Source organism: Bartonella sp. AC70YNML (genome assembly GCF_042196545.1).
Taxonomy (GTDB): Bacteria; Pseudomonadota; Alphaproteobacteria; order Rhizobiales; family Rhizobiaceae; genus Bartonella.
Genome location: NZ_JBHIQK010000002.1, coordinates 80,329 through 101,968, shown reverse-complemented (window position 1 = coordinate 101,968; position 21,640 = coordinate 80,329). Strand labels below are relative to the sequence as shown.

Below are 21,640 nucleotides of genomic sequence, written 5' to 3'. Positions count from 1 at the left end.
CATAAAAGAAAAGGACAAATGCATGAATATCCATGAGTATCAGGCCAAACGTCTGCTTCATGAATATGGAGCACCAATTGCAAATGGTGTCGCTGTTTATTCTGTAGAGCAAGCTGAAAAATGGGCGGAAAAATTACCCGGATCTCTCTATGTGGTTAAAAGTCAGATACACGCTGGTGGTCGTGGTAAGGGTAAGTTTAAAGAACTTGGTCCTGATGCAAAGGGTGGTGTTAGGCTTGCAAAATCTGTTGAAGAAGTTGTTGCAAATGTTCAAGAAATGCTTGGAAAAACTTTGGTAACCAAACAAACTGGTCCAGAGGGTAAGCAGGTCAACCGCCTTTATATTGAAGATGGTGCCGATATTGAACGGGAGCTTTATCTTTCACTTTTGGTTGACCGTAGCGTTGGTCGAATTGCTTTTGTTGTTTCAACAGAAGGTGGAATGGATATTGAAACGGTTGCTGAAGAGACACCAGAAAAAATATTCACACTTCCCATTGATGCTGTAGAGGGTGTTACTTCTGCTGATAGTGCAAGACTTTGTGATGCGTTGGAACTACAAAGTAGTGCGCGAGAAGATGGTGAAAAGCTTTTTCCGATTCTCTATAAGGCATTTTGTGAAAAAGATATGAGCCTTTTAGAAATCAATCCGCTTATTGTGATGAAAGATGGTCACTTGCGCGTTCTTGATGCAAAAGTTTCTTTTGATAATAATGCTCTGTTTCGTCATCCAGATATTTTAGAATTGCGCGATCTTTCAGAAGAAGATCCAAAGGAAATAGAAGCATCAAAGCATGATCTTGCTTATGTTGCTCTTGAGGGTACGATTGGTTGCATGGTTAATGGTGCTGGGCTTGCTATGGCAACAATGGATATCATTAAGCTTTATGGAGCAGAGCCAGCGAATTTTTTGGATGTTGGTGGTGGAGCATCAAAAGAAAAAGTGACAGCTGCTTTTAAAATTATTACGGCCGATCCGAATGTTAAGGGCATTTTGGTTAACATTTTTGGTGGTATTATGCGTTGTGATGTCATTGCTGAAGGTGTGGTTGCTGCTGTTCGTGAGGTTGGTTTAAAGGTTCCCTTGGTTGTTCGTCTTGAAGGTACTAATGTTGAGCAAGGTAAAGCAATTATCAATGAGAGTGGTTTGAATGTTATTCCTGCTGATGATTTAGATGATGCTGCCCAAAAAATTGTTGCAGCCGTGAAGGGAGCTTAAGTTATGTCGATTCTTGTGAATAAAGAGACAAAAGTTCTCGTTCAAGGGCTTACAGGAAAAACAGGAACATTTCATACAGAACAGGCGCTTGCTTATCATGGTACGCAAATGGTTGGTGGCGTTAATCCTAAAAAGGGTGGAGAAACATGGGAAGGTTCAAAAGGCGAAACTCTTCCTATTTTTGCTAATGTTGCAGAAGCAAAAGAAAAAACAGGCGCGGATGCTTCTGTTATTTATGTTCCTCCTGCAGGGGCTGCGGCAGCTATTATAGAGGCTATTGAAGCTGAAGTTCGTTTAATTATCTGTATTACGGAAGGTATTCCCGTTATGGATATGGTGAAAGTAAAGGCGCGATTAGAAAACTCAAAGTCGCGTCTTGTTGGTCCTAATTGTCCCGGTATTCTTACACCAAATGAATGTAAAATTGGTATTATGCCTGGTTCTATTTTTAGAAAAGGTTCTGTTGGCGTTGTCTCGAGGTCGGGAACTTTAACTTATGAAGCCGTTTTTCAAACGAGTCAGGAAGGTCTCGGACAAACAACTGCTATAGGGATTGGTGGCGATCCTGTTAAGGGTACTGAATTTATTGATGTGTTGGAAATGTTTTTAGCGGATGATGAAACCGAGTCTATTGTTATGATTGGTGAGATTGGTGGTTCTGCTGAAGAAGAAGCAGCACAGTTTCTGCAAGATGAAGCAAGAAAAGGTCGTAAAAAGCCAGTTGTTGGCTTTATTGCTGGCCGTACGGCTCCTCCAGGACGCACAATGGGACATGCTGGTGCTGTTATTTCTGGTGGTAAAGGTGGAGCAGAAGATAAAATTGCGGCAATGGAATCAGCAGGGATTCGTGTGTCTTCTTCGCCATCACAGATAGGTAAGACTTTGATGTCAGTTTTGAAAGGCTAAAAGAAAGTTTCACCTGAATAAGAAAAGGTTCTTAGATTCAGGTGAAAAAGCTTGAGTATAAATAAGGTAAAACTTTTTTGAATGTTCGATCACTGCTTGTTTGTAAGCATTTAAAGATCAAAAAGAGATATGAGATATAAGGAGACGGAATAAATGTTCCGGAGAAGTATATGGCAAGGCAGGACGAAATAAATAGCCTTTTTGCACAGACATCATTTCTTTATGGTGGGAATGCGGATTATATAGATCAACTTTATGCTCAATATGAAAAAGATCCTACCAGTGTTGATTCACAGTGGCGTGCTTTTTTTGAAGGACTTCATGATAACAAAGAAGATGTTCTTAAAAATGCTGAAGGAGCAACATGGCAGCGTGATCATTGGCCATTAAAAGCAGAGGGTGAATTGATTTCTGCTCTTGATGGTGATTGGTCTTCTCTTGAAAAATATTTTGGCGATAAATTAAAGGAAAAAGCAATAACAGGTGTTGCACAAAAGGGAAAAACTTCCAGTGAACAAGATATTATTCGTGCAACACGTGATTCTGTTCATGCAATTATGATGATTCGTGCGTTTCGAGAACGGGGACATCTTCATGCACAACTTGACCCTCTTCAATTGGCCGAAAAACAAGAAGATTATAAAGAACTTTCTCCAGAAGCTTATGGTTTTACTCCAGCTGATTACGAGCGTCCCATTTTTATTGATAATGTTTTAGGGTTGGAATATGCAACTATTCCGCAAATGCTTGAGATTCTCAATCGTACCTATTGTTCAACAATCGGTGTGGAATATATGCATGTTTCTGATCCGGTTCAGAAAGTATGGCTTCAAGAACGCATTGAAGGGCGAGATAAAAAAAATTCTTTCACACAACAAGACAAGAAAGCTATTCTGAATAAGCTTATTCAGGCAGAGGGATTCGAACAGTTTTTAGACACTAAATATAAAGGTACAAAGCGTTTTGGACTCGATGGTGGTGAGGCGCTGATTCCCGCTCTTGAACAGATTATCAAATGTGGTAGTGCTTTGGGGGTTAGGGAAGTTATTTTAGGAATGGCACATCGTGGTCGTTTAAATGTTCTTTCACAAGTTCTTGCCAAACCGCATAGGGCTATTTTTCATGAATTCAAAGGGGGATCTTACAAGCCTGATGATGTGGAGGGATCCGGTGATGTCAAATATCATTTGGGAACTACCGCTGATCTGGACTTTGATGGTAAAAAAGTTCATTTATCGCTGTTGGCCAATCCATCTCATCTTGAGATTGTTGATCCGGTTGTTATGGGAAAAGCACGTGCTAAACAAGATCAACTTATGGGACCTGCGCATACTGATTTACTCCCATTAAGTGAGCGTTCAAAAGTGATGCCATTGCTTATTCATGGTGATGCTGCTTTTGCAGGACAAGGCGTTATCCAAGAAACTTTTGGTCTTTCAGGTCTTAAAGGTTATCGTGTTGCGGGCTCACTTCATGTTATTATCAATAACCAGATTGGTTTTACAACATCCCCACGTTTTTCACGTTCTTCGCCTTATCCATCAGATGTCGCAAAAATGATTGACGCACCAATTTTCCACGTGAATGGTGATGATCCTGAGGCAGTTGTTTTTGTTGCCAAAATAGCAACAGAGTTTCGCCAAATTTTTCATAAACCAGTGGTTATTGATATGTTTTGTTATCGCCGTTATGGGCATAATGAAGGTGATGAACCTTCCTTTACGCAGCCGCTTATGTATAAAGCAATACGTAATCATAAAACAACACTTCAACTTTATAGTGACCAATTGGTAGAAGAAGGAATGGTTACTTCAGAAGAGATTGAGCAACAAAAAAAATTATGGCGCGATAAGCTTGAAGGTGAACTTGAAGCAAGTGCTTCTTATAAACCTAATAAGGCTGATTGGCTTGATGGAAGCTGGACGGGACTCAAGGCTTTTAGTAGTTCTGATGAGCAGCATTCTAGAACAACTGGTGTTGAATTAAAAACTTTAAAGGAAATTGGTCAGAAAATTGTTGAAATTCCAGCAGATTTTCACGTTCACAAAACCATTCAACGTTTTTTAAATAATCGTGCTAAAATTTTTGAAACCGGTGAGGGTGTTGACTGGGCAACTGCTGAAGCTTTAGCTTTTGGTTCACTTTGTTTGGAAGGAGCACCGGTTCGTCTTTCCGGTGAAGATGTTGAGCGAGGAACTTTTTCACAACGTCATTCAGTTCTTTATGACCAAGAAAATGAAGCGCGTTATATTCCTTTGAATCATTTACAAAAGGGGCAAGCACTTTATGACGTTGTTAATTCTATGCTTTCTGAAGAAGCTGTTCTTGGTTTTGAATATGGATATTCTCTTGCTGAACCACGAGGATTAACACTTTGGGAAGCACAATTTGGTGATTTTTCTAATGGTGCACAGGTCATTTTTGATCAATTTATTTCATCCGCAGAGCGTAAGTGGCTTCGTATGTCTGGTCTTGTGTGTTTATTGCCTCATGGTTTTGAAGGGCAAGGGCCGGAGCATTCTTCTGCACGTTTAGAACGGTTTCTTCAACTTTGTGCGGAAGATAATATGCAGGTTGCTAATTGTACAACCCCTGCAAATTATTTTCATATTTTGCGTCGACAAATTAAGCGTGATTTCCGTAAGCCATTGATTTTGATGACACCGAAATCACTTTTACGTCATAAGCGAGCTGTTTCTCTTCTCAATGAAATGGGGCCAGAAACAAGTTTTTGTCGTGTGTTACTTGATGATGCAGAATGTCTCAAAGATTCTGTCATTAAGTTGCAAAAAGATAATAAGATTCGCCGTGTCGTTCTTTGTACTGGTAAGGTTTATTACGACCTTTATGAAGAACGTGAAAAAAAGGGTATTGATGATGTTTATCTCCTTCGTATTGAACAGCTTTATCCTTTCCCTGCAAAAGTTTTGGTGAATGTGTTGTCGCGCTTTTTGCAGGCGGAAGTTTTTTGGTGCCAAGAGGAACCAAAAAACATGGGGGCTTGGTCATTTATTGAGCCTTATTTGGAATGGGTTTTGACGCATATTAATGCGCAATATTCACGTGCTCGTTATGCAGGACGTCCTGCGAGTGCGTCACCGGCCTCTGGGTTAATGGTGAAACACCTTGAACAACTGGCTGCGTTTCTTAAAGACGCGTTAGGTTCTTAATTTATTACTACTCTGATGTATGGAAAAATATTATGACTACTGAAATTCGTGTTCCTACTTTGGGCGAATCGGTTACCGAAGCAACGGTTGGCAAATGGTTTAAAAAACTTGGCGAAGCTGTCGCTATGGATGAGCCTTTGGTTGAATTAGAAACTGATAAGGTAACCGTTGAAGTTCCTTCTCCTGTTGCTGGGAAATTATCTGAAATCATTGCAAAAGAAGGCGATACGGTTGAAGTAAATGCTCTTTTAGGAGTGGTGAAAGCTGGAGAAGCTGGTATCTCCCAATCACTTTCACCTTCTGCTACACTTGTTCCAGCGGCTTCATCTGAATCGGAGAAGCCTGCTTTGAGCAGTGCAATGCCTCCTTCTCCTTCAGCAGCAAAATTGATGGCTGAAAATAATGTTGCAAAAAGCGATATTTCAGGTTCTGGAAAACGTGGACAAATTCTTAAAGAAGATGTTCTTGGTGGATTAAAACAAAGTACAAATGCTCCTACACCCTCTTCTTCTGCGACGAGTTCTTCGGCAACTCCTGTCCAAGAAACACGTGAAGAGCGGGTTCGTATGACGAAATTGCGTCAAACAATTGCTCGCCGTCTTAAAGATGCACAAAATGTAGCAGCAATGTTAACCACATTTAATGAGGTTGATATGTCAGCGGTGATGGATTTGCGCAAGCGGTATAAGGATCTTTTTGAAAAGAAACATGGTGTTAAGCTTGGTTTTATGGGGTTTTTTACTAAGGCTGTTTGTCATGCATTAAAAGAACTTCCTGCTGTTAATGCAGAGATTGATGGGACAGATATTGTTTACAAAAACTATGTCAATGTTGGAATTGCTGTTGGAACGGATAAAGGACTTGTTGTTCCAGTGGTGCGAGATGCAGATCAAATGTCATTGGCAGAGATTGAAAAAGAGATTGGTCGTTTGGGGCGTCTTGCGCGTGATGGAAAATTAGCCGTTTCTGATATGCAGGGCGGAACTTTTACCATTACCAATGGTGGTGTGTATGGATCGTTGATGTCAACACCGATTTTGAATGCACCACAATCTGGTATTTTGGGAATGCATGCGATTAAAGAGCGAGCAATGGTTGTTGAGGGTCAAGTTGTGATCCGCCCCATGATGTATTTAGCGCTTTCTTATGATCACCGTATTGTGGATGGGCAAGAAGCTGTGACTTTCCTTGTGCGTGTTAAGGAAAGCTTAGAAGATCCGGAACGCCTTGTTCTTGATTTGTAAAATACAGTTTTCAGGATGAAAGGAGAAACGGATGTCTTATGATGTGGCTGTGATCGGAGCGGGTCCAGGTGGTTATGTAGCAGCAATAAAGGCGGCGCAACTGGGACTTAAAGTAGCAATTATTGAAAAGCGTACAACATTAGGAGGAACATGTCTCAACGTTGGTTGTATTCCTTCTAAAGCGTTGTTGCATGCTTCAGAAGTGTTTTCTGAAACCCAGCATGGTTTTGAAACGCTTGGTATTTCTATTGGTAAATCTAAGCTTAATCTTGAACAAATGATGGTTCATAAGAAAGCTGTGGTGACGGCCAATACGAGTGGTGTTTCTTTTTTGATGAAAAAAAATAAAGTTGATACTTTTTTTGGGACAGCCAAAATTTTGAGTGCGGGTCATGTGGAAGTTGTTGCCAGAGATGGTAATAAACAAACAATTGAAACAAAAAATATTATTATTGCTACCGGTTCAGAGAGTTCAGGCATTCCAGGAGTGAATGTTGAAATTGATGAAAAGACTATTGTTTCTTCTACGGGAGCTCTTTCACTTGAAAAAGTACCAACGCATATGATTGTCGTGGGTGCTGGTGTCATTGGTTCAGAACTTGGATCAGTTTGGAGCCGTTTAGGTGCTAAGGTGACCATTATTGAGTATCTTAATAAAGTTTTGGGCTCAATGGATGGTGAAGTTTCACGGCAATTTCAGAAGTTAATGGAAAAACAGGGGATTGAATATAAAACGGGTGCAAAGGTAACAGCTGTTACACAATCTGGCTCAACTGCTCAGGTGAGCTTTGAATCTGTCAAAGGTGGTGAATCTGAAACTTTAGAGGCTGATGTTGTGCTTATTGCTACTGGACGTTCTCCTTATACAGAGGGGCTTGGCTTACAAGAGGTTGGTATTCAGTTAGATGAACGCGGATTTATTGCAATTGATGCTCATTGGCAGACGAATGTTCCAGGAATTTATGCGATTGGTGATGTTGTAAAAGGACCAATGCTAGCACATAAAGCAGAGGAAGAAGGCGTTGCTGTGGCAGAAATTTTGGCAGGTCAAAAAGGGCATGTTAATTTTGATGTTATTCCTAGTGTTGTTTATACACAGCCGGAAATTGCGAGTGTAGGAAGGACAGAAGAAGAGCTAAAAACTGCTGGCATTGAATATAATGTTGGCAAATTTCCTTTTATGGCCAATGGTCGTGCACGTGCAATGCAAAAGAGTGATGGGTTTGTTAAAATCCTTTCTGATAAAAAAACAGATCGGGTATTAGGGGGGCATATTCTTGGATTTGGTGCTGGTGAAATGATCCATGAAATTGCAGTTTTAATGGAATTTGGTGGTTCATCAGAAGATCTGGGACGTTGTTGCCATGCACATCCTACCTTATCAGAAGCTGTGCGTGAGGCAGCTTTGGCAACATTTGCTAAACCACTTCATATTTAAAAAGCTTTTAAAAAGTAAATTTTAAAAGGTACGGGGGGCAGAAAATATTTGTGAAGCATGCAACAACATTTTAAAACTTTAAAAAAGAATATAACCAATTGTATTGAAGTGTTCCGTTTGTTGTATGCTTTTCGATAATTACTGTTTTAGATATCTGTTGTGCAGTTTTGATTGATTATTCTGTTGTGCACTATCGTTTAGAGCGGTGGTGTTTAGTCTATGTAAAGTTTTATATATGGGGTAGTTTTTATACTGTTATAAAATATTTAAGATAGGATTCTGAGCCTATCTGCGTGCTTTGTGTTAAGAAAACATCTCTCAAAATGCCCAAATCTACTTCGCAATGGTGCTCGTGAATGGTATAGCTGTAAAGTTTCTCTTGAAATATATGAAATTCATTCAAACTGTTATAAGACCTATTGTGCACCATCATCTTTATGTTTAGTAAAAGTACACGCTGACATTGATAATACACTTTTTCAGTTCTCAATATTGCTAAAGCTTTTTATTATTTGAGAGTTTTCATAAGAGAATTTTTATCATTTTACCTCACACGCTCGCTTTGTTTGTGATGCGCAGACAAAAGATTTTAATTGCTTCAATGTGAGAGAGTTTGTGATTAAGAGAATTTTACAGTATTCAGCGTTATGAATCAACATGTTATATATGATGATGAATCATATGAAAAGGGAAGCCAAGAGGAATTCATTCACCCGAAGAAATTGAATTGTTTAATGATTGGTATAGGTTAAGGATCTTTGTCATTTAAGATGAAGAAGGGAGGAATTGAATATTCTACAAAATACCGCTCTTCTTTAAAAGAGCGGTATTTTTATATCTTTTGTTTATGACACTATCTTTTTGATGATAATGACAAGTTATACAGTGTGATTAAATTAGTTTTTTCTTCTCTGTTTTTCTTGATCATTGCTCGCTATGTCTTAAAAAGATGCTATGTCTCTTCTTTACGGTTGTTAAGAAATCGCAATGTTGCCAAAACATAACGAATAGCTAAAATTTTTTTGAAAACCATAATTACACGAGAATATTAAGTTTGTTTTCATTGGGCAGTTTTATGATAACTTAAAAAATTAAGCATATGCTTTCTATAGGTATTAAAATTGTAATTTTTTATCCTCTTGTTGTTCTCTTATAAAAGTGGGAAGCCCCATATGATCAAGATATTTAAGGAAAGGGTGGGGTGGTAACTCTTCCACATTGACCATAGTTTTAACATCCCATTCACCTGTGGCAATAAGAAGAGCTGTTGCGGCTGCTGGTACGCCAGCCGTATAGGAAATGCCTTGTGCCCCAGTTTCATGAAAAGCTTGTTTGTGATCGGCTATATTATAGATAAAAATTTCTCTCGGTTTTCCATCTTTTTCGCCTTTAATAAGATCTCCAATACAGGTTTTTCCTGTGTAGTCTGGGGCGAGAGAGGAAGGGTCGGGTAAGACGGCCTTTACGACTTTCAAGGGAACGACTTCTTGTCCTTCTGCTGTCTTAATGGGCTGTTCAGATAAGAGACCAAGATTTTTTAGAACCGTAAAAACAGTGATATAACGATCACCAAATCCCATCCAGAAACGGACATTCTCTACATCAAGATTTTTGGAAAGTGAATGAATTTCATCATGTCCTGTCATATAGGCTTTTTGTTTTCCCACAACGGGAAGATCCCATTCATGGCTGACTTCAAACATTTTATTGGAAGTCCATTTTTTATTTTGCCACGACCATACTTGTCCTGTAAATTCACGGAAGTTAATTTCTGGATCAAAATTTGTAGCAAACCAACGTCCATGATTTCCGGCATTAATATCAATAATATCAATATCTGTGATTTTATCAAAATAATCATCGCGCGCTAATGCTGCATAAGCATTCACTACACCTGGGTCAAAACCTGCTCCTAAAATAGCGGTTATACCAGCTTTTTCACATTCTGGACGCCGAGGCCATTCATAATTTCCATACCAAGGAGGTGTTTCACAAATTTTCAATGGGTCTTCATGAATTGCGGTATCGATATAAGCGCATTTGGTTTCAATACAAGCTGAAAGAACAGACATATTAAGAAAAGCAGAACCAACATTAATGACAATTTCGCATTTGGTCTTTTGGATGAGCTTTATAGTTTCTTCTACATTCATGGCATTGAGCGAATGGCTTTTGAAAACACCTTGTTCTTTCATTGTGTTTTTTTCTTTAATAGAAGAAATGATGGCTTCACATTTTTTGAGTGTTCGTGAAGCAATATGAATTTCACCAAGAATATCATTGTTTTGAGCACATTTGTGTGCAACAACTTGTGCAACACCTCCAGCACCAATAATGAGAACATTTTTCTTCATTGTAGGTTCATCTCCTTTTTAATACTGTTGTATGACGTTTTTTATGGTTATCTCTATGAAAGACTTTCCTGATAGTCGTTATAGCTAAACTGGCGTTGCAGTGTTAATGTGCCATCGCATTCTTTGAGAACAATAGCAGGCATTGTAACACCATTAAACCAGTTTTTCTTGACCATTGTATACCCTGCTGCATCTTGAAAAGACAGCCTATCCCCTATTTTAAGAGGTTTTGGAAACTGAAAAGTTCCAAAAACATCACCGGCAAGGCAGGATTTTCCGCAGATCATAATTTCATGTTCTCCTTGATTGGGTTCTAATTTGGCATTTTCACGATAAATGAGAAGGTCAAGCATATGTGCTTCAATTGAGCTGTCGACGATGGCAAGATTCTTTTGATTATACAATGTGTCAAGAACACTGACTTCTAGAGTGGTGCTTTTTGTGATCGCGGCTTCTCCTGGTTCTAGAAAAAGCGTAACACCATGAGTTTTGGAAAAGTGCTTTAAGCGTTCTGCGAAAGCTTCTAGAGGATAATTTTCAGCGGTAAAATGGATTCCGCCGCCAAGGCTTATCCAGTCAACGGCAGAAAAAAGCTCTGAAAACTTTTCTTCCATATACCCAAGCATTTGATTAAAAAGATTAAAATCAGCATTTTCACAATTATTATGGATCATCAAGCCGTTGATGAGAGGCAGGACTTCTTTAATAGCACTTTGATTTGTTTCTCCTAAGCGACTAAAAGGGCGGGATGGATTGGCAAGATCAAAATTCGATGCACTAATTCCTGGATTTAATCTTAGACCTCGTTGAATGGTTTTTGTTGCATTAGAAAAGCGTTGAAGTTGTTGGATTGAGTTAAAGATAATTTTATCTGCATAACCACAGGCTTCATCAATTTCATGATCGGCCCAAGCAACTGAATAGGCATGCGTTTCTTTGCCAAACTTTTCTCTTCCTAAATGAAGTTCATAAAGGGATGATGATGTAGTTCCATCCATAAACTCAGACATTAAATCAAAAACACTCCATGTGGCAAAACATTTCAAAGCAAGCAAAACTTTTGCTCCGGATATTTCCCGTAAGCGAGAAATCGTTTGCATATTTTTGATGAGTTTTGATTTGTCTATAAGATAATAGGGGGTTTTTATCATCATTTATTCATTCTTTTTTGAAGGATCTTATTGCCAAGATCAACGTTTAGTACAAAGAGTAACAGAATGTCTCAAGAAAAAAGAGTCTTAAGAAAAGAATCTGTTTCTGTCTAGCAAGAGAAAGGCTTTCTGTAATTACTGTTGTTTATTATGTTGAGTTTTTTGTTATGAGTATGAAAAAAAAATTATATTATGCTTTAGCTTTTGTATTTGTTAGCAGTTTTTTCATTATAACAACCACTTTTGTTAATTGGGGGCAAAATAGAAGTGACGCTAAAGCCAAATTGGTTACTCAGACTTCTGTCCTAGATAGTTCGGTGCCTCTGATTTTTACGGGGCGTAGAGAGCTTAATGGTTTCAAAGGTTATCGTCATTATCGGCGTGGTTATCGTAAATACAGTGATAATTGGTGGTATCCTGAAGTGGCATTTGTTACATCACCACACTTAAGCACAAAAGGCGCATCATTAAAAGTTGTACCAGATGCTAAAAAAGTGTTTTTAACGTCTTCTTCGGAAAAATTAGAAAAAAAAGAGCCATGGATGCTTAAACAACACATTGAATCTTGCCGTGTACGTTATCGCTCTTATAATAAAAATGATAATAGTTTTCAGCCTTTTCATGGGGGGCGTAGGCAGTGTCTATCACGCTTTTTTAAAGGATAGAAATTAAATAAAATTTTAATTGCTTCTTGTCGTGAGCGTTATTGTTCTTACAATAAAGAGAAGACTTGTGTGGTGCGCAGTATTTTCATGCAAGCATTGTTTTTTTTAAATTTAAATGCTTTTAAGTTTTATTAAATCTTATTATCATTAAGTGTAGAATGGGGGGTGAGAATATAAGTTTTTGTTTTGTCGATGACAAAATATTAAGGTAAAATGGAGTTTAAAGAATGACAACACGGGAAGCAATGTTGGTATTGCTCGTTTTGCTTCCCTTTGGTGGAAGTGCTGTCATTGGCTTTTTTCGTTCGACAGCAAAAAATAATGAAGCTTGGTTTGCTGGGGTTGTCGCACTTTTCTGTCTTATTTTTACAATAATGCTTTATCCGGAAGTTCGTGGAAACCACATAGTGCGTTTAGATATTTCTTGGCTTCCAGAATGGGGAAGCAATTTGATTCTCCGCATAGATGGTTTGTCGTGGCTTTTTTGCTTGCTTATTACAGGGATTGGGCTGCTTGTTGTCATTTATTCACGTTATTACATAGATCCAGCGGATTCTGTACCGCGTTTTTTTTCCTTTTTTTTGGCCTTTATGGGATCAATGATAGGAATAGTTTTATCAGGTAATCTCGTCTTTTTGGTTGTTTTCTGGGAACTCACCAGTATTTTTTCTTTTTTGCTGATCGGCTATTGGTACCATAATGCAAGTGCGCGTGAGGGTGCGCGTATGGCTCTAACGATCACAGGTTTTGGCGGCTTTGCTCTTTTTATTGGAGTTTTATTGATTGGGTATACTGTTGGCAGTTTTGATTTGGATAAGGTGCTACAGTCTGGAGATATGATCCGGTTAAGTTCTCTTTATAGTCCTATCCTTATTTGTATTTTATTGGGAGGGTTAACAAAAAGCGCGCAATTTCCTTTTCATTTTTGGCTACCCAACGCGATGGCTGCTCCAACCCCCGTATCGGCTTATTTGCATTCGGCAACAATGGTAAAAGCGGGATTGTTTTTGCTCGTTCGTTTATGGCCTGTGCTCTCTGGAACAGAATCTTGGTTTTGGCTGGTTGGCTTTTCAGGACTCTCAACTCTTCTTCTAGGTGCCTATTTTTCCATGTTTCAGCAAGACTTGAAAGGACTGCTTGCTTACTCGACTATTAGTCATCTTGGATTAATTACAACACTTTTAAGTCTTGGTAGTCCACTTGCATGTGTTGCGGCGATCTTTCATATGGCCAATCATGCTACTTTTAAAGCTTCTTTATTTATGGCTGCTGGCATTATTGATCACGAGACGGGAACACGTGATATGCGTAAACTGTCAGGGCTATATCGTTCTATGCCTATTACAGCAACTCTTGCTTTAGTTGCGAGTGCAGCGATGGCTGGGGTTCCTTTGTTGAATGGTTTTTTATCGAAAGAGATGTTTTTTGCTGAAGCTGTTGAAACGCATATGGAATCATGGCTCGATTGGATTGCACCTTATGTGGCAACGCTGGCCAGTCTGTTTAGTGTGACCTATTCTATACGCTTTATTCATGGCGTTTTTTTAGGATCAAAGCCTGACAATTTGCCCAAGACTCCCCATGAACCACCGCATTTCATGCGTTTACCAATGGAGCTTTTGGTGTTTATTTGTTTAGCGGTTGGTATTTTTCCTAATTTAACAATAGGACCTATTTTAGATAATGCGGTCGTGTCTGTTTTAGGACCAATGACAATTCCTTATAGTTTGGCTGTTTGGCATGGGTTTAACACTCCATTAGTGATGAGCTTTGTTGCATTATTAGGGGGCGGATTGCTCTATGCTGTTGGGCATCGTTATTTTTTATCCTGTGATGATGGGGCTCCTTTTTTCCGTCACTTAAAAGGGCCGCGTATTTTTGAACGCATTCTCGTAATTATTTCTTGGAAATGGGCACGTGCGGTGGAGTCTGCTTTGTCAACACGCCGTTTGCAGATCCAATTGCATTGGATTTTTTGGGTCTGTTTTGCCTTTGTTGGTCTTTTACTTTGGTGCGATGGTTTCATTCCAGTGGGGACATTACCGCTTTTTCCACTTGATATTCCTTTTCTCGCTCTTTGGCTGGTTGGCGGATTATGTGCGCTTTTAGTGGCTTGGCGAGCAAAGTTTCATCGTCTTGCTTCACTTATGCTTTTAGGGGGAGCTGGTTTGATGACTTGTACAACCTTTTTATGGCTTTCTGCTCCTGATTTAGCAATAACACAATTGGTTGTTGAGGTTGTTACAGTCGTTTTATTATTGCTTGGTTTACGGTGGTTGCCTAAACGTTTGCATGACCCTGGGCCAGCTGCTGTTCATTTTTGGGTTCGCTTGCGTCGTTTCCGTGATTTCATCATATCCCTTGTAGGAGGTGCTGGTGTAGCATGGCTTTCTTTTGCAGTGATGACACGTCCTCAAGGTACGACGATTTCTGATTTTTTTCTAACACATGCTTACTCAGATGCTGGTGGTCGCAATGTTGTGAATGTGTTATTGGTTGATTTCCGTGGTTTTGATACCATGGGAGAAATTGTGGTTTTGGGTGTTGTTTCCCTTACTGTTTTTGCACTCTTACGACGTTTTCGTCCTGCGCCTGAGAGTATTGATGCGCCTTTTCAACAACGTATCCAGAAAGCCTTTGATATAGCACAGCCTAATCGAAATGTGGGAGATACAGTATTGAATTATTTAGCTGTTCCTGCTGTTATTATGGGTTGGCTCTTTCCGATTATTATCGCTTTTGCTATTTATTTATTCATGCGAGGGCATGATCTGCCAGGAGGTGGATTTGTCGGTGGTATTACTTTGGCTATAGGATTTATTTTACAATATCTTGCACGCGATATTCGGTGGGTGGAAACGCATTTGAGAGTTTTACCTTTGCGTTGGATAGGCTTTGGTTTATTATTGTCAGTCGTAACGGGGATGGGCTCTTGGTTTTTTGGATATCCTTTTTTAACATCCTTTTTTCGATATATTCATCTTCCGTTAATTGGGAAAGTTCCCATGGCATCTGCTTTTTTGTTTGATTTTGGTGTGCTTTCTCTTGTGTTAGGAGCAACTGTTCTCATTTTAATTGCACTTGCACACCAGTCAATTCGGAGTTACCGAATCGGTAAGAAACCTATTTTAAAAGAGAAGGAAAATTAATGGAAATTGTTCTTTCTTTGGGTATCGGTGTTTTTGTCGGATCAGGTATTTGGCTTGTTTTGCGTCCACGTACTTTTCAAGTCATTCTTGGTTTGTCCTTGATCTCCTATGGTGTTAATCTTTTTATATTTTCAATGAGTAGACCGCGTAGTAATGCTGCTCCAATTGTTGATTCTACCACTGTTATTAATCCAGCTAATTATGTCGATCCTCTCCCACAAGCCTTGGTTTTAACTGCGATTGTGATTGGTTTTGCAACAACAGCTTTATTTTTAGTTATCTTGTTGGTTTCACGTGGTTTAACGGGTTCTGATCACGTTGATGGACGTGAGGTGCAATAATGGAAATAGGAGTGCATCATCTCCTTATTTTGCCTATTCTTTTGCCGTTAACCACTGGAGCACTTCTTCTTTTTTATGATGAACGTCGTGCAAAACTTAAATCATTCATCAGTCTTTCTTCTGCGGGACTGTTGGTTGTTACTGCCATTTTATTGATTATACATACTCTTGAAATAGCACCGGCTTGCGATGTTTATCGACTTGGTAATTGGCCGTCTTCTTTTGGAATTGTTTTAGTCCTTGATCGCTTAAGCGCTATGATGCTTTTACTTTCCAGCTTGTTGGTGACTAGCGTGTTGGTTTTTGCGCGGGCTCATTGGTACAAAGCTGGCTCTCATTTTCAGTCACTAATGCAATTTTTTATGGTGGGGATAAATGGTGCTTTTTTGACTGGCGATTTATTTAATTTATTTGTGTTTTTTGAAGTTATGTTAACGGCTTCCTATGGGCTTGCTTTGCATGGTTCTGGTCAGACACGCGTGCGCGCAGGATTGCATTATGTTGTGGTTAATCTTGTTGCTTCATTATTTTTTTTAGTTGGTATAGCGCTCATTTATGGAGTCGTTGGTACTCTTAATATGGCCGATTTGGCTGTTAAAATAAAATATATATCTTCTACAGATATTGTTTTATTCGAAATAGGTGTTGCACTTTTAGGTATTGCTTTTTTGCTTAAAGCGGGTATGTGGCCGCTTAATTTTTGGTTGGTGCCAACTTACAGTGCAGCAGCAGCGCCTGTTGGAGCTTCTTTTGCAATTTTGAGCAAGGTTGGTATTTATATTATCTTACGTTTAACGTTGCTATGGTTTGGTCCTGAAAGTGAATATTTTAACCATTTTGGTCATACGGTTTTGTTTTATGGTGGGCTTGCCACTATGATTGTTGGTTTTATTGGGGTATTGGCGAGCCAAGTTTTGGTGCGTTTGGCAGCTTATAGCGTTCTTGTCTCTTCTGGTACATTGTTGGCTGCGATCGGGATAGGCAATGCAGCACTGACAGCAGGCGCACTTTTTTATATTGTTTCTTCAACTTTAGCACTGGGAGCTTTTTTTCTTTTGGTAGAGTTGGTTGAACGCTGTCAAGATGTGGCTGCTAATGTTCTTGCTGTCACAATGGAGGTGTATGGTGACGATGAAGAGGAGGAAGAAGATGAAGTTGGCATCTATTTTCCAGTAACCTTGGCAATTCTTGGAGCTTGTTTTGGTATCTGTGCCATTTTGATTATTGGATTGCCGCCTTTTTCTGGTTTTGTTGCTAAATTTATGATGTTCATGGCAATTTTAAATCACAGTAGAGAGGATTTTTCTGCCTCTCTACCGGTTTACCAAGATTGGCTTTTTATAGTTTTTGTCACTCTCTCTGGTTTTGCGGCTTTGATTGCATTGACACGAACGGGTATCCGAACTTTTTGGGTTTCTCTTGAAGGGCGTATTCCCCGTGTGCAAGTGATAGAATTTGCGCCTATTGCCGCTCTCCTTGCTTTGTGTTTTCTTATAACAATTGTAGCCAGTCCTGTTAGTCATTATATGTCTGAAACTGCTAAGACTTTGTATGAACCTCAAAACTATATTAGGAGCGTTTTAACGGATTTTTCTCTCGAAAATAGGGAGGTGAGTAAATGAATCGTTTTTGTCCTTCCCCTTTTTTCAGTGGTGTCATTGTCCTTATGTGGCTTATTTTAAATGGTTTTAGTTTAGGGCAATTGCTTTTAGGGATTTTAACCGCTTTGTTTTGTGGTTGGATGATACGGCTTCTGGAGCTGGAGAAGGCTGTTATTAAAAGCTGGAGTGCGGTTTTTCGTCTCGTTTTTCGAGTATTTATAGATTCTATATTCTCAAATGTTTCGGTGGCTTGGTCTGTTTTAACAAAAAGGTCTCGAGAGCAGAAATCTGGTTTTATTGTAGTACCTCTTCTGCTTCATAATCGCACTGCTTTGGCTATTTTAGCATGCATCCTTTCGGCAACCCCTGGAACTGCTTGGGTTGCCTATAATAGTAAAAAGGGTGAACTTTTGCTTCATGTCTTAAATTTAAAAAATGGATATGATTACAAACAGTTGATCAAACAACGGTATGAGCAATTGCTTTTGGAGATTTTTTTATGAGTATGGTGATTCTTTATTGGGGGCTTTTCTTTTCACAGTTTTTTTTAAGTTTAGCGGTGATTTTTGCGCTGTTTCGGTTGATTCGTGGTCCACGGGCGCAGGATAGAATTGTTGGTTTGGATGCCCTTTATATAACCACTATTCTTTTGTTTCTTACATTCGATATTCGTTCAGGAACAACCACTTATTTTGTTGCAGCTCTCATTATTGGGTTGTTGGGATCTGTCTCAAGCATCGCTTTGGCGAAATTTCTTATGCGGGGGGAGATTATTGAATGAAAGATGATATATCGCTTGTGGTTGCTATTGCTATCACAGTTTTCTTAATATTAGGGTCTGGATTGACATTGATCGCAACGATAGGTTTGGTGCGTTTTTCCAATTTTTATAAGCGTTTGCATATGCTTTCAGTATGTACGAGTTGGGGCGTTGGTAGTATTCTTATTTCTTCATTTCTTTATTCAATATTTGTGGACCATTATTTTGTTTTTCATGAAGTTTTGCTGATGTTTTTTTTGTTTTTAACAGCACCGGTAGCTTCTATGTTGCTTTCACATACAGCAGCTTATCGACATCATTCAGAAGAACAGTCAGAAAAACCGCTGGCTCTTTTATTACACCAGACGGAGGAAAAGTTACCCACGTCAGAAGGAACATCAAGAGATGAGAGCCAGCGCGGTTCTTGAAATCTTCTTTATTCTGTGCTTTTTTCTTCTACACAGTGGATGGGTTTTTCTTCTTTTGGATCATTAATAAGATCGTAAAATATGGCTTCATTTTTAGTTATCCACCAAATGTATTGACCACCCACATATTTTCCTCCAGAAGCGGCAATTACATTAGAACCAACGATGCGCTTACCGTTCCATTTTAAATCAACAAGCGCAATATTGCCAGCATTATGATAAGTTGCCTCAACATGCTCTTTACTTGTTCCCATGTCGCATTGATAGGAGACGGTCTCTGTTGTTGGTTCTGGATCATCTGGTACTTCAATGACTAAAGAACTTGCTAATGCATTAATTGAACCGAGGAGTAAAACACTTAAAGTAATGAAAAATTGTTTAGTAAAAGAAATTTTTTTCATAATATTTCCCGTATTATTTAAAATAATAATGTTGACTCATCTTTACAGAGGATAGGTTTTTTTTCTTCTGGATCCTGAGCAAGGTCATAAAGCGTGACTTCTTTGTTCTTCTCCCACCAGATATACTGAGCTCCTGCAAATTTTGCTCCTGTTGCCGCGATGACATTAGCAGCAATGACACGGTCACCGTTCCATTTGAAATCAACCAACGAAATATTGTCAGCATTAAGATAGACTGCCTCTACGCGCTCTTTACCTGTTCCAGTATCACATTGATAGGTAATGGTCTCTGTTTTGGGCTCTGGATTGTCTGGTACTTCAATGATTAAAGAACCAGCTAAGCTATTGTTTGAGCTGAAGAGTGATAAACTTAAAGCGGTGAAAAATCCTAAAATGTGCAAAGTTTTTTTCATGATGCTTCCCTATATTCCTAATATTGTGCACAAAGAATAATTTGACTGATACGATGGTGTCTACGGCAGGATTCGAACCTGCGACCCCAGGATTCATACCACTTCGATTTTCACCGCCAGCCTTATCGGCTGTTTGTGGTCTGGACTGTCTCTTCACCTTGAAGCTTTTGCTCTTTAGGTGCTGCCCGTTCAGTCTCTACACCTTTCTCTCATTTGAAAAGAGACTTGGCTCGGGATTGGCATATAGTCGCCCATGAAGCTTTCCCCGAATTTGAGCAGATTCACTTTGAGGATTTCTCCTAAAAGTGCCCAATTCCTTTAGGAATCCTGTGCTCTATCCTACTGAGCTACGCAGACATCATCATATTTAATCTTTAATAGAAGTATAAAAACGAATCAATTATATTCAATATGAATTAACGAATTTCTGTTAATTTTTGTTCCAAAAAGGATAAAACTGCATCTGGTGAAATATTTTTTGCAATAAATGATTGGCCAAGTCCGCGTGTTAAGATGAAAGTCAAATTGTTTTGCGAAACTTTTTTATCTTGGGCAATGAGAGTCATTAAAGTTTCAGCATCTGGTAGAGGCCCTGGGATATCCTTTAATTGTGTAGGCAATCCTATAAATTTGAAGTGCGCTTCAATGCGTTGTGTAAGCGTGGGGCTTATTAAATTTAATTGAGCAGAAAATTGATGAGCTAGAATCATCCCAATTGCTACACTTTCGCCATGGATTAAACGGTTAGAGTCATAAGCGGTTGCTGTTTCAAGCATGTGTCCAAATGTATGGCCGAGATTTAAGAGTGCGCGCTCTCCGGTTTCGTATTCATCGCGTGCTACAATGTCAGCTTTAAATTGGCATGAGCGAACAATGGCCTCTGTTCGCATAGGGCCATTAGAGAAAATTTTCTGCCCATTTTTTTCAAGCCACTCAAAAAAGTCAGGTTGGTTAATGAGACCGTATTTTACTATTTCTGCGTAGCCAGCGCGAAATTCGCGCGGCGGCAGGGTATCAAGAAGACACGTGTCAGCAATAACGCATTGTGGTTGATAAAAAGCACCGATAAGATTTTTGCCATATTGGTTATTGATTCCAGTTTTTCCACCAACAGAGGAATCAATTTGTGCAAGAAGCGTTGTGGGCATTTGAATGAAGTTCATACCACGGCGGATTATACTTGCTGCAAATCCTGCTAGATCGCCAATGACACCACCGCCAAAAGCAATAACACAGTCGCCTCTTTCTAAACGCGCAGCAAGAATTTGATCAATGACAACTTGCAGGGTTGAAAATGATTTTGATTGTTCTCCCGCTTCTACAATAATAGGGACAGTATGAATTTTATTTTTTGTTAATTCTGCTTGCAATATCTCCAAATAAAGGGAGGCAACATTTGTATCTGTAACAAGTGCCAAGCGCGTTTGATGAGGATCTTTTTTGTTAAGAGCATGTTTAATCTGTGAAGCAGCTTGTGTAATCAGACCCGGACCAATGATGATATCGTAACAGTGTTTGTCCAGTTTAACAGTGACGGTTTTGGTTTGCATGCTGGTTATCCCTATTGTTAATTTCTGTGTATAGGTAGTGCTGTACGGATCGTATAACATTTTGTGCTACGGTATGACGGCTTTCTTTATGACTGTTAATTGTTAAGTTTGCCTTTGCATAGATAGGATAACGCTGTTCCATGAGTTTTTGCATAGTTTCTTTAGGATTGGCTGTTTGAAGCAGGGGACGTGTTGGGTGTTTTGAGACACGTTGCATGAGGATATCAAGATCGACTTTTAGCCATATGGATATACCATTTTGGTGAATGGCTTTTCGGATATTTTCATTTATGTAGGCACCACCACCTGTTGCTAAAACAAGGGGACTTTTTTTCATGAGGTTTAGAATAACACGCTGTTCAAGAGCACGAAATTCGGATTCACCATAAATTTCAAAGAGTTCCGTGATTGTCATTTGTGCAGCTTTTTCAATTTCTTGGTCAGAATCATAAAAAGGTAAACGAAGCATGGTGGCGACGCGTTTTCCGATCACTGATTTTCCTGCCCCCATAAGACCAACAAGGACAAGTGCTCTTTTATCAAGGGACGATAAGAGCTGATTCTTTATTTGTGTTATGGGGACGCGTTTTTGTCGATTGCTTTTCATAACTTTATTTCGGCATTTATCCATCTTAAAGTCAATTCCTGTTAATCTTTGTGAGGCATAATACGAGATAGAATATTTTTGGGTAGGTTATTGTCTTATGCCAACATTGACTAGATTTTTGATGATTCTTTTCATTTTGCTTTCTGTTCTTTTCATTATAATGGGTGCTCTTGTGGTTTGGGTTGAACCAGTAACTGTGGATATGTACATTGATGTTCCTTTGGATTCATGGAATCTTTCTAC

18 protein-coding genes are annotated in these 21,640 nt (G+C 39.1%); 12 read left to right on the top strand and 6 right to left on the bottom strand.

The window, feature by feature from the left end; translation table 11 throughout:
- Positions 1-22: 22 nt before the first annotated feature.
- From sucC to lpdA, 5 genes are all read left to right on the top strand, one after another.
- Positions 23-1,219 carry an ADP-forming succinate--CoA ligase subunit beta gene (gene sucC, locus ACFIMU_RS02615; RefSeq protein ID WP_375606079.1) on the top strand — a complete coding sequence of 399 codons (1,197 nt, stop codon included), beginning with the start codon at positions 23-25 and terminating at the stop codon, positions 1,217-1,219.
- Positions 1,220-1,222: 3 nt separating this feature from the next.
- Positions 1,223-2,125, top strand: a complete 903-nt coding sequence (sucD, locus tag ACFIMU_RS02610; protein ID WP_375606078.1) for a succinate--CoA ligase subunit alpha — start codon at positions 1,223-1,225, stop codon at positions 2,123-2,125.
- Between the two features lie 170 nt (positions 2,126-2,295).
- Positions 2,296-5,295, top strand: coding sequence for a 2-oxoglutarate dehydrogenase E1 component (locus ACFIMU_RS02605; protein ID WP_375606077.1), 3,000 nt, complete (start codon positions 2,296-2,298; stop codon positions 5,293-5,295).
- 32 nt (positions 5,296-5,327) lie between these two features.
- Positions 5,328-6,539, top strand: a complete 1,212-nt coding sequence (odhB, locus tag ACFIMU_RS02600) for a 2-oxoglutarate dehydrogenase complex dihydrolipoyllysine-residue succinyltransferase (RefSeq protein ID WP_375606076.1) — start codon at positions 5,328-5,330, stop codon at positions 6,537-6,539.
- 31 nt (positions 6,540-6,570) lie between these two features.
- Positions 6,571-7,977 (top strand): dihydrolipoyl dehydrogenase, encoded by a 1,407-nt coding sequence (gene lpdA / locus ACFIMU_RS02595; RefSeq protein ID WP_375606075.1) that lies wholly within the window; start codon positions 6,571-6,573, stop codon positions 7,975-7,977.
- Positions 7,978-9,092: 1,115 nt separating this feature from the next.
- Here the strand turns inward: lpdA and ACFIMU_RS02590 are convergent.
- Together ACFIMU_RS02590 and ACFIMU_RS02585 are read right to left on the bottom strand one after the other, a co-directional pair.
- Positions 9,093-10,331 (bottom strand): saccharopine dehydrogenase NADP-binding domain-containing protein, encoded by a 1,239-nt coding sequence (locus ACFIMU_RS02590; protein ID WP_375606074.1) that lies wholly within the window; start codon positions 10,329-10,331, stop codon positions 9,093-9,095.
- Positions 10,332-10,384: 53 nt separating this feature from the next.
- The gene (locus ACFIMU_RS02585; RefSeq protein WP_375696822.1) at positions 10,385-11,482 is read right to left on the bottom strand and encodes a carboxynorspermidine decarboxylase; all 1,098 of its coding nucleotides are present in this window, start codon (positions 11,480-11,482) and stop codon (positions 10,385-10,387) included.
- A gap of 167 nt (positions 11,483-11,649) precedes the next feature.
- Between ACFIMU_RS02585 and ACFIMU_RS02580 the strand changes: the two genes are divergently transcribed.
- The 7 genes from ACFIMU_RS02580 to mnhG all read left to right on the top strand — a co-directional run bounded on the left by ACFIMU_RS02580 (position 11,650) and on the right by mnhG (position 18,426).
- Positions 11,650-12,147 carry a BA14K family protein gene (locus ACFIMU_RS02580; RefSeq protein WP_375696797.1) on the top strand — a complete coding sequence of 166 codons (498 nt, stop codon included), beginning with the start codon at positions 11,650-11,652 and terminating at the stop codon, positions 12,145-12,147.
- Between the two features lie 227 nt (positions 12,148-12,374).
- A complete protein-coding gene (locus ACFIMU_RS02575; protein WP_375609970.1) occupies positions 12,375-15,296 on the top strand; it encodes a monovalent cation/H+ antiporter subunit A in 2,922 nt (973 codons plus the stop codon).
- Positions 15,296-15,637, top strand: a complete 342-nt coding sequence (locus tag ACFIMU_RS02570) for a Na+/H+ antiporter subunit C (RefSeq protein WP_375606071.1) — start codon at positions 15,296-15,298, stop codon at positions 15,635-15,637. The genes ACFIMU_RS02575 and ACFIMU_RS02570 overlap by 1 nt, the downstream gene beginning before the upstream one ends.
- Complete coding sequence (locus ACFIMU_RS02565; RefSeq protein ID WP_375606070.1) at positions 15,637-17,259, top strand: monovalent cation/H+ antiporter subunit D; 1,623 nt, start codon at positions 15,637-15,639, stop codon at positions 17,257-17,259. Before ACFIMU_RS02570 ends, ACFIMU_RS02565 begins: the two co-directional genes overlap by 1 nt.
- Positions 17,256-17,741 carry a Na+/H+ antiporter subunit E gene (locus ACFIMU_RS02560; protein WP_375606069.1) on the top strand — a complete coding sequence of 162 codons (486 nt, stop codon included), beginning with the start codon at positions 17,256-17,258 and terminating at the stop codon, positions 17,739-17,741. Before ACFIMU_RS02565 ends, ACFIMU_RS02560 begins: the two co-directional genes overlap by 4 nt.
- Positions 17,738-18,019 (top strand): K+/H+ antiporter subunit F, encoded by a 282-nt coding sequence (locus tag ACFIMU_RS02555; protein ID WP_375606068.1) that lies wholly within the window; start codon positions 17,738-17,740, stop codon positions 18,017-18,019. Before ACFIMU_RS02560 ends, ACFIMU_RS02555 begins: the two co-directional genes overlap by 4 nt.
- On the top strand, positions 18,016-18,426 hold the full coding sequence (gene mnhG / locus ACFIMU_RS02550) for a monovalent cation/H(+) antiporter subunit G (protein ID WP_375614351.1): 411 nt from the start codon (positions 18,016-18,018) through the stop codon (positions 18,424-18,426). Before ACFIMU_RS02555 ends, mnhG begins: the two co-directional genes overlap by 4 nt.
- Before the next feature lie 8 nt (positions 18,427-18,434).
- Here the strand turns inward: mnhG and ACFIMU_RS02545 are convergent, their stop codons facing one another.
- The 4 genes from ACFIMU_RS02545 to ACFIMU_RS02530 form a co-directional block, all read right to left on the bottom strand.
- Positions 18,435-18,827 (bottom strand): MliC family protein, encoded by a 393-nt coding sequence (locus tag ACFIMU_RS02545; RefSeq protein WP_375606066.1) that lies wholly within the window; start codon positions 18,825-18,827, stop codon positions 18,435-18,437.
- Positions 18,828-18,844: 17 nt separating this feature from the next.
- The gene (locus tag ACFIMU_RS02540; RefSeq protein WP_375606065.1) at positions 18,845-19,240 is read right to left on the bottom strand and encodes an MliC family protein; all 396 of its coding nucleotides are present in this window, start codon (positions 19,238-19,240) and stop codon (positions 18,845-18,847) included.
- Between the two features lie 416 nt (positions 19,241-19,656).
- Positions 19,657-20,790, bottom strand: a complete 1,134-nt coding sequence (gene aroB / locus ACFIMU_RS02535) for a 3-dehydroquinate synthase (RefSeq protein WP_375606064.1) — start codon at positions 20,788-20,790, stop codon at positions 19,657-19,659.
- Positions 20,765-21,397 carry a shikimate kinase gene (locus ACFIMU_RS02530; protein ID WP_375606223.1) on the bottom strand — a complete coding sequence of 211 codons (633 nt, stop codon included), beginning with the start codon at positions 21,395-21,397 and terminating at the stop codon, positions 20,765-20,767. Before ACFIMU_RS02530 ends, aroB begins: the two co-directional genes overlap by 26 nt.
- Between the last annotated feature and the right edge of the window lie 243 nt (positions 21,398-21,640).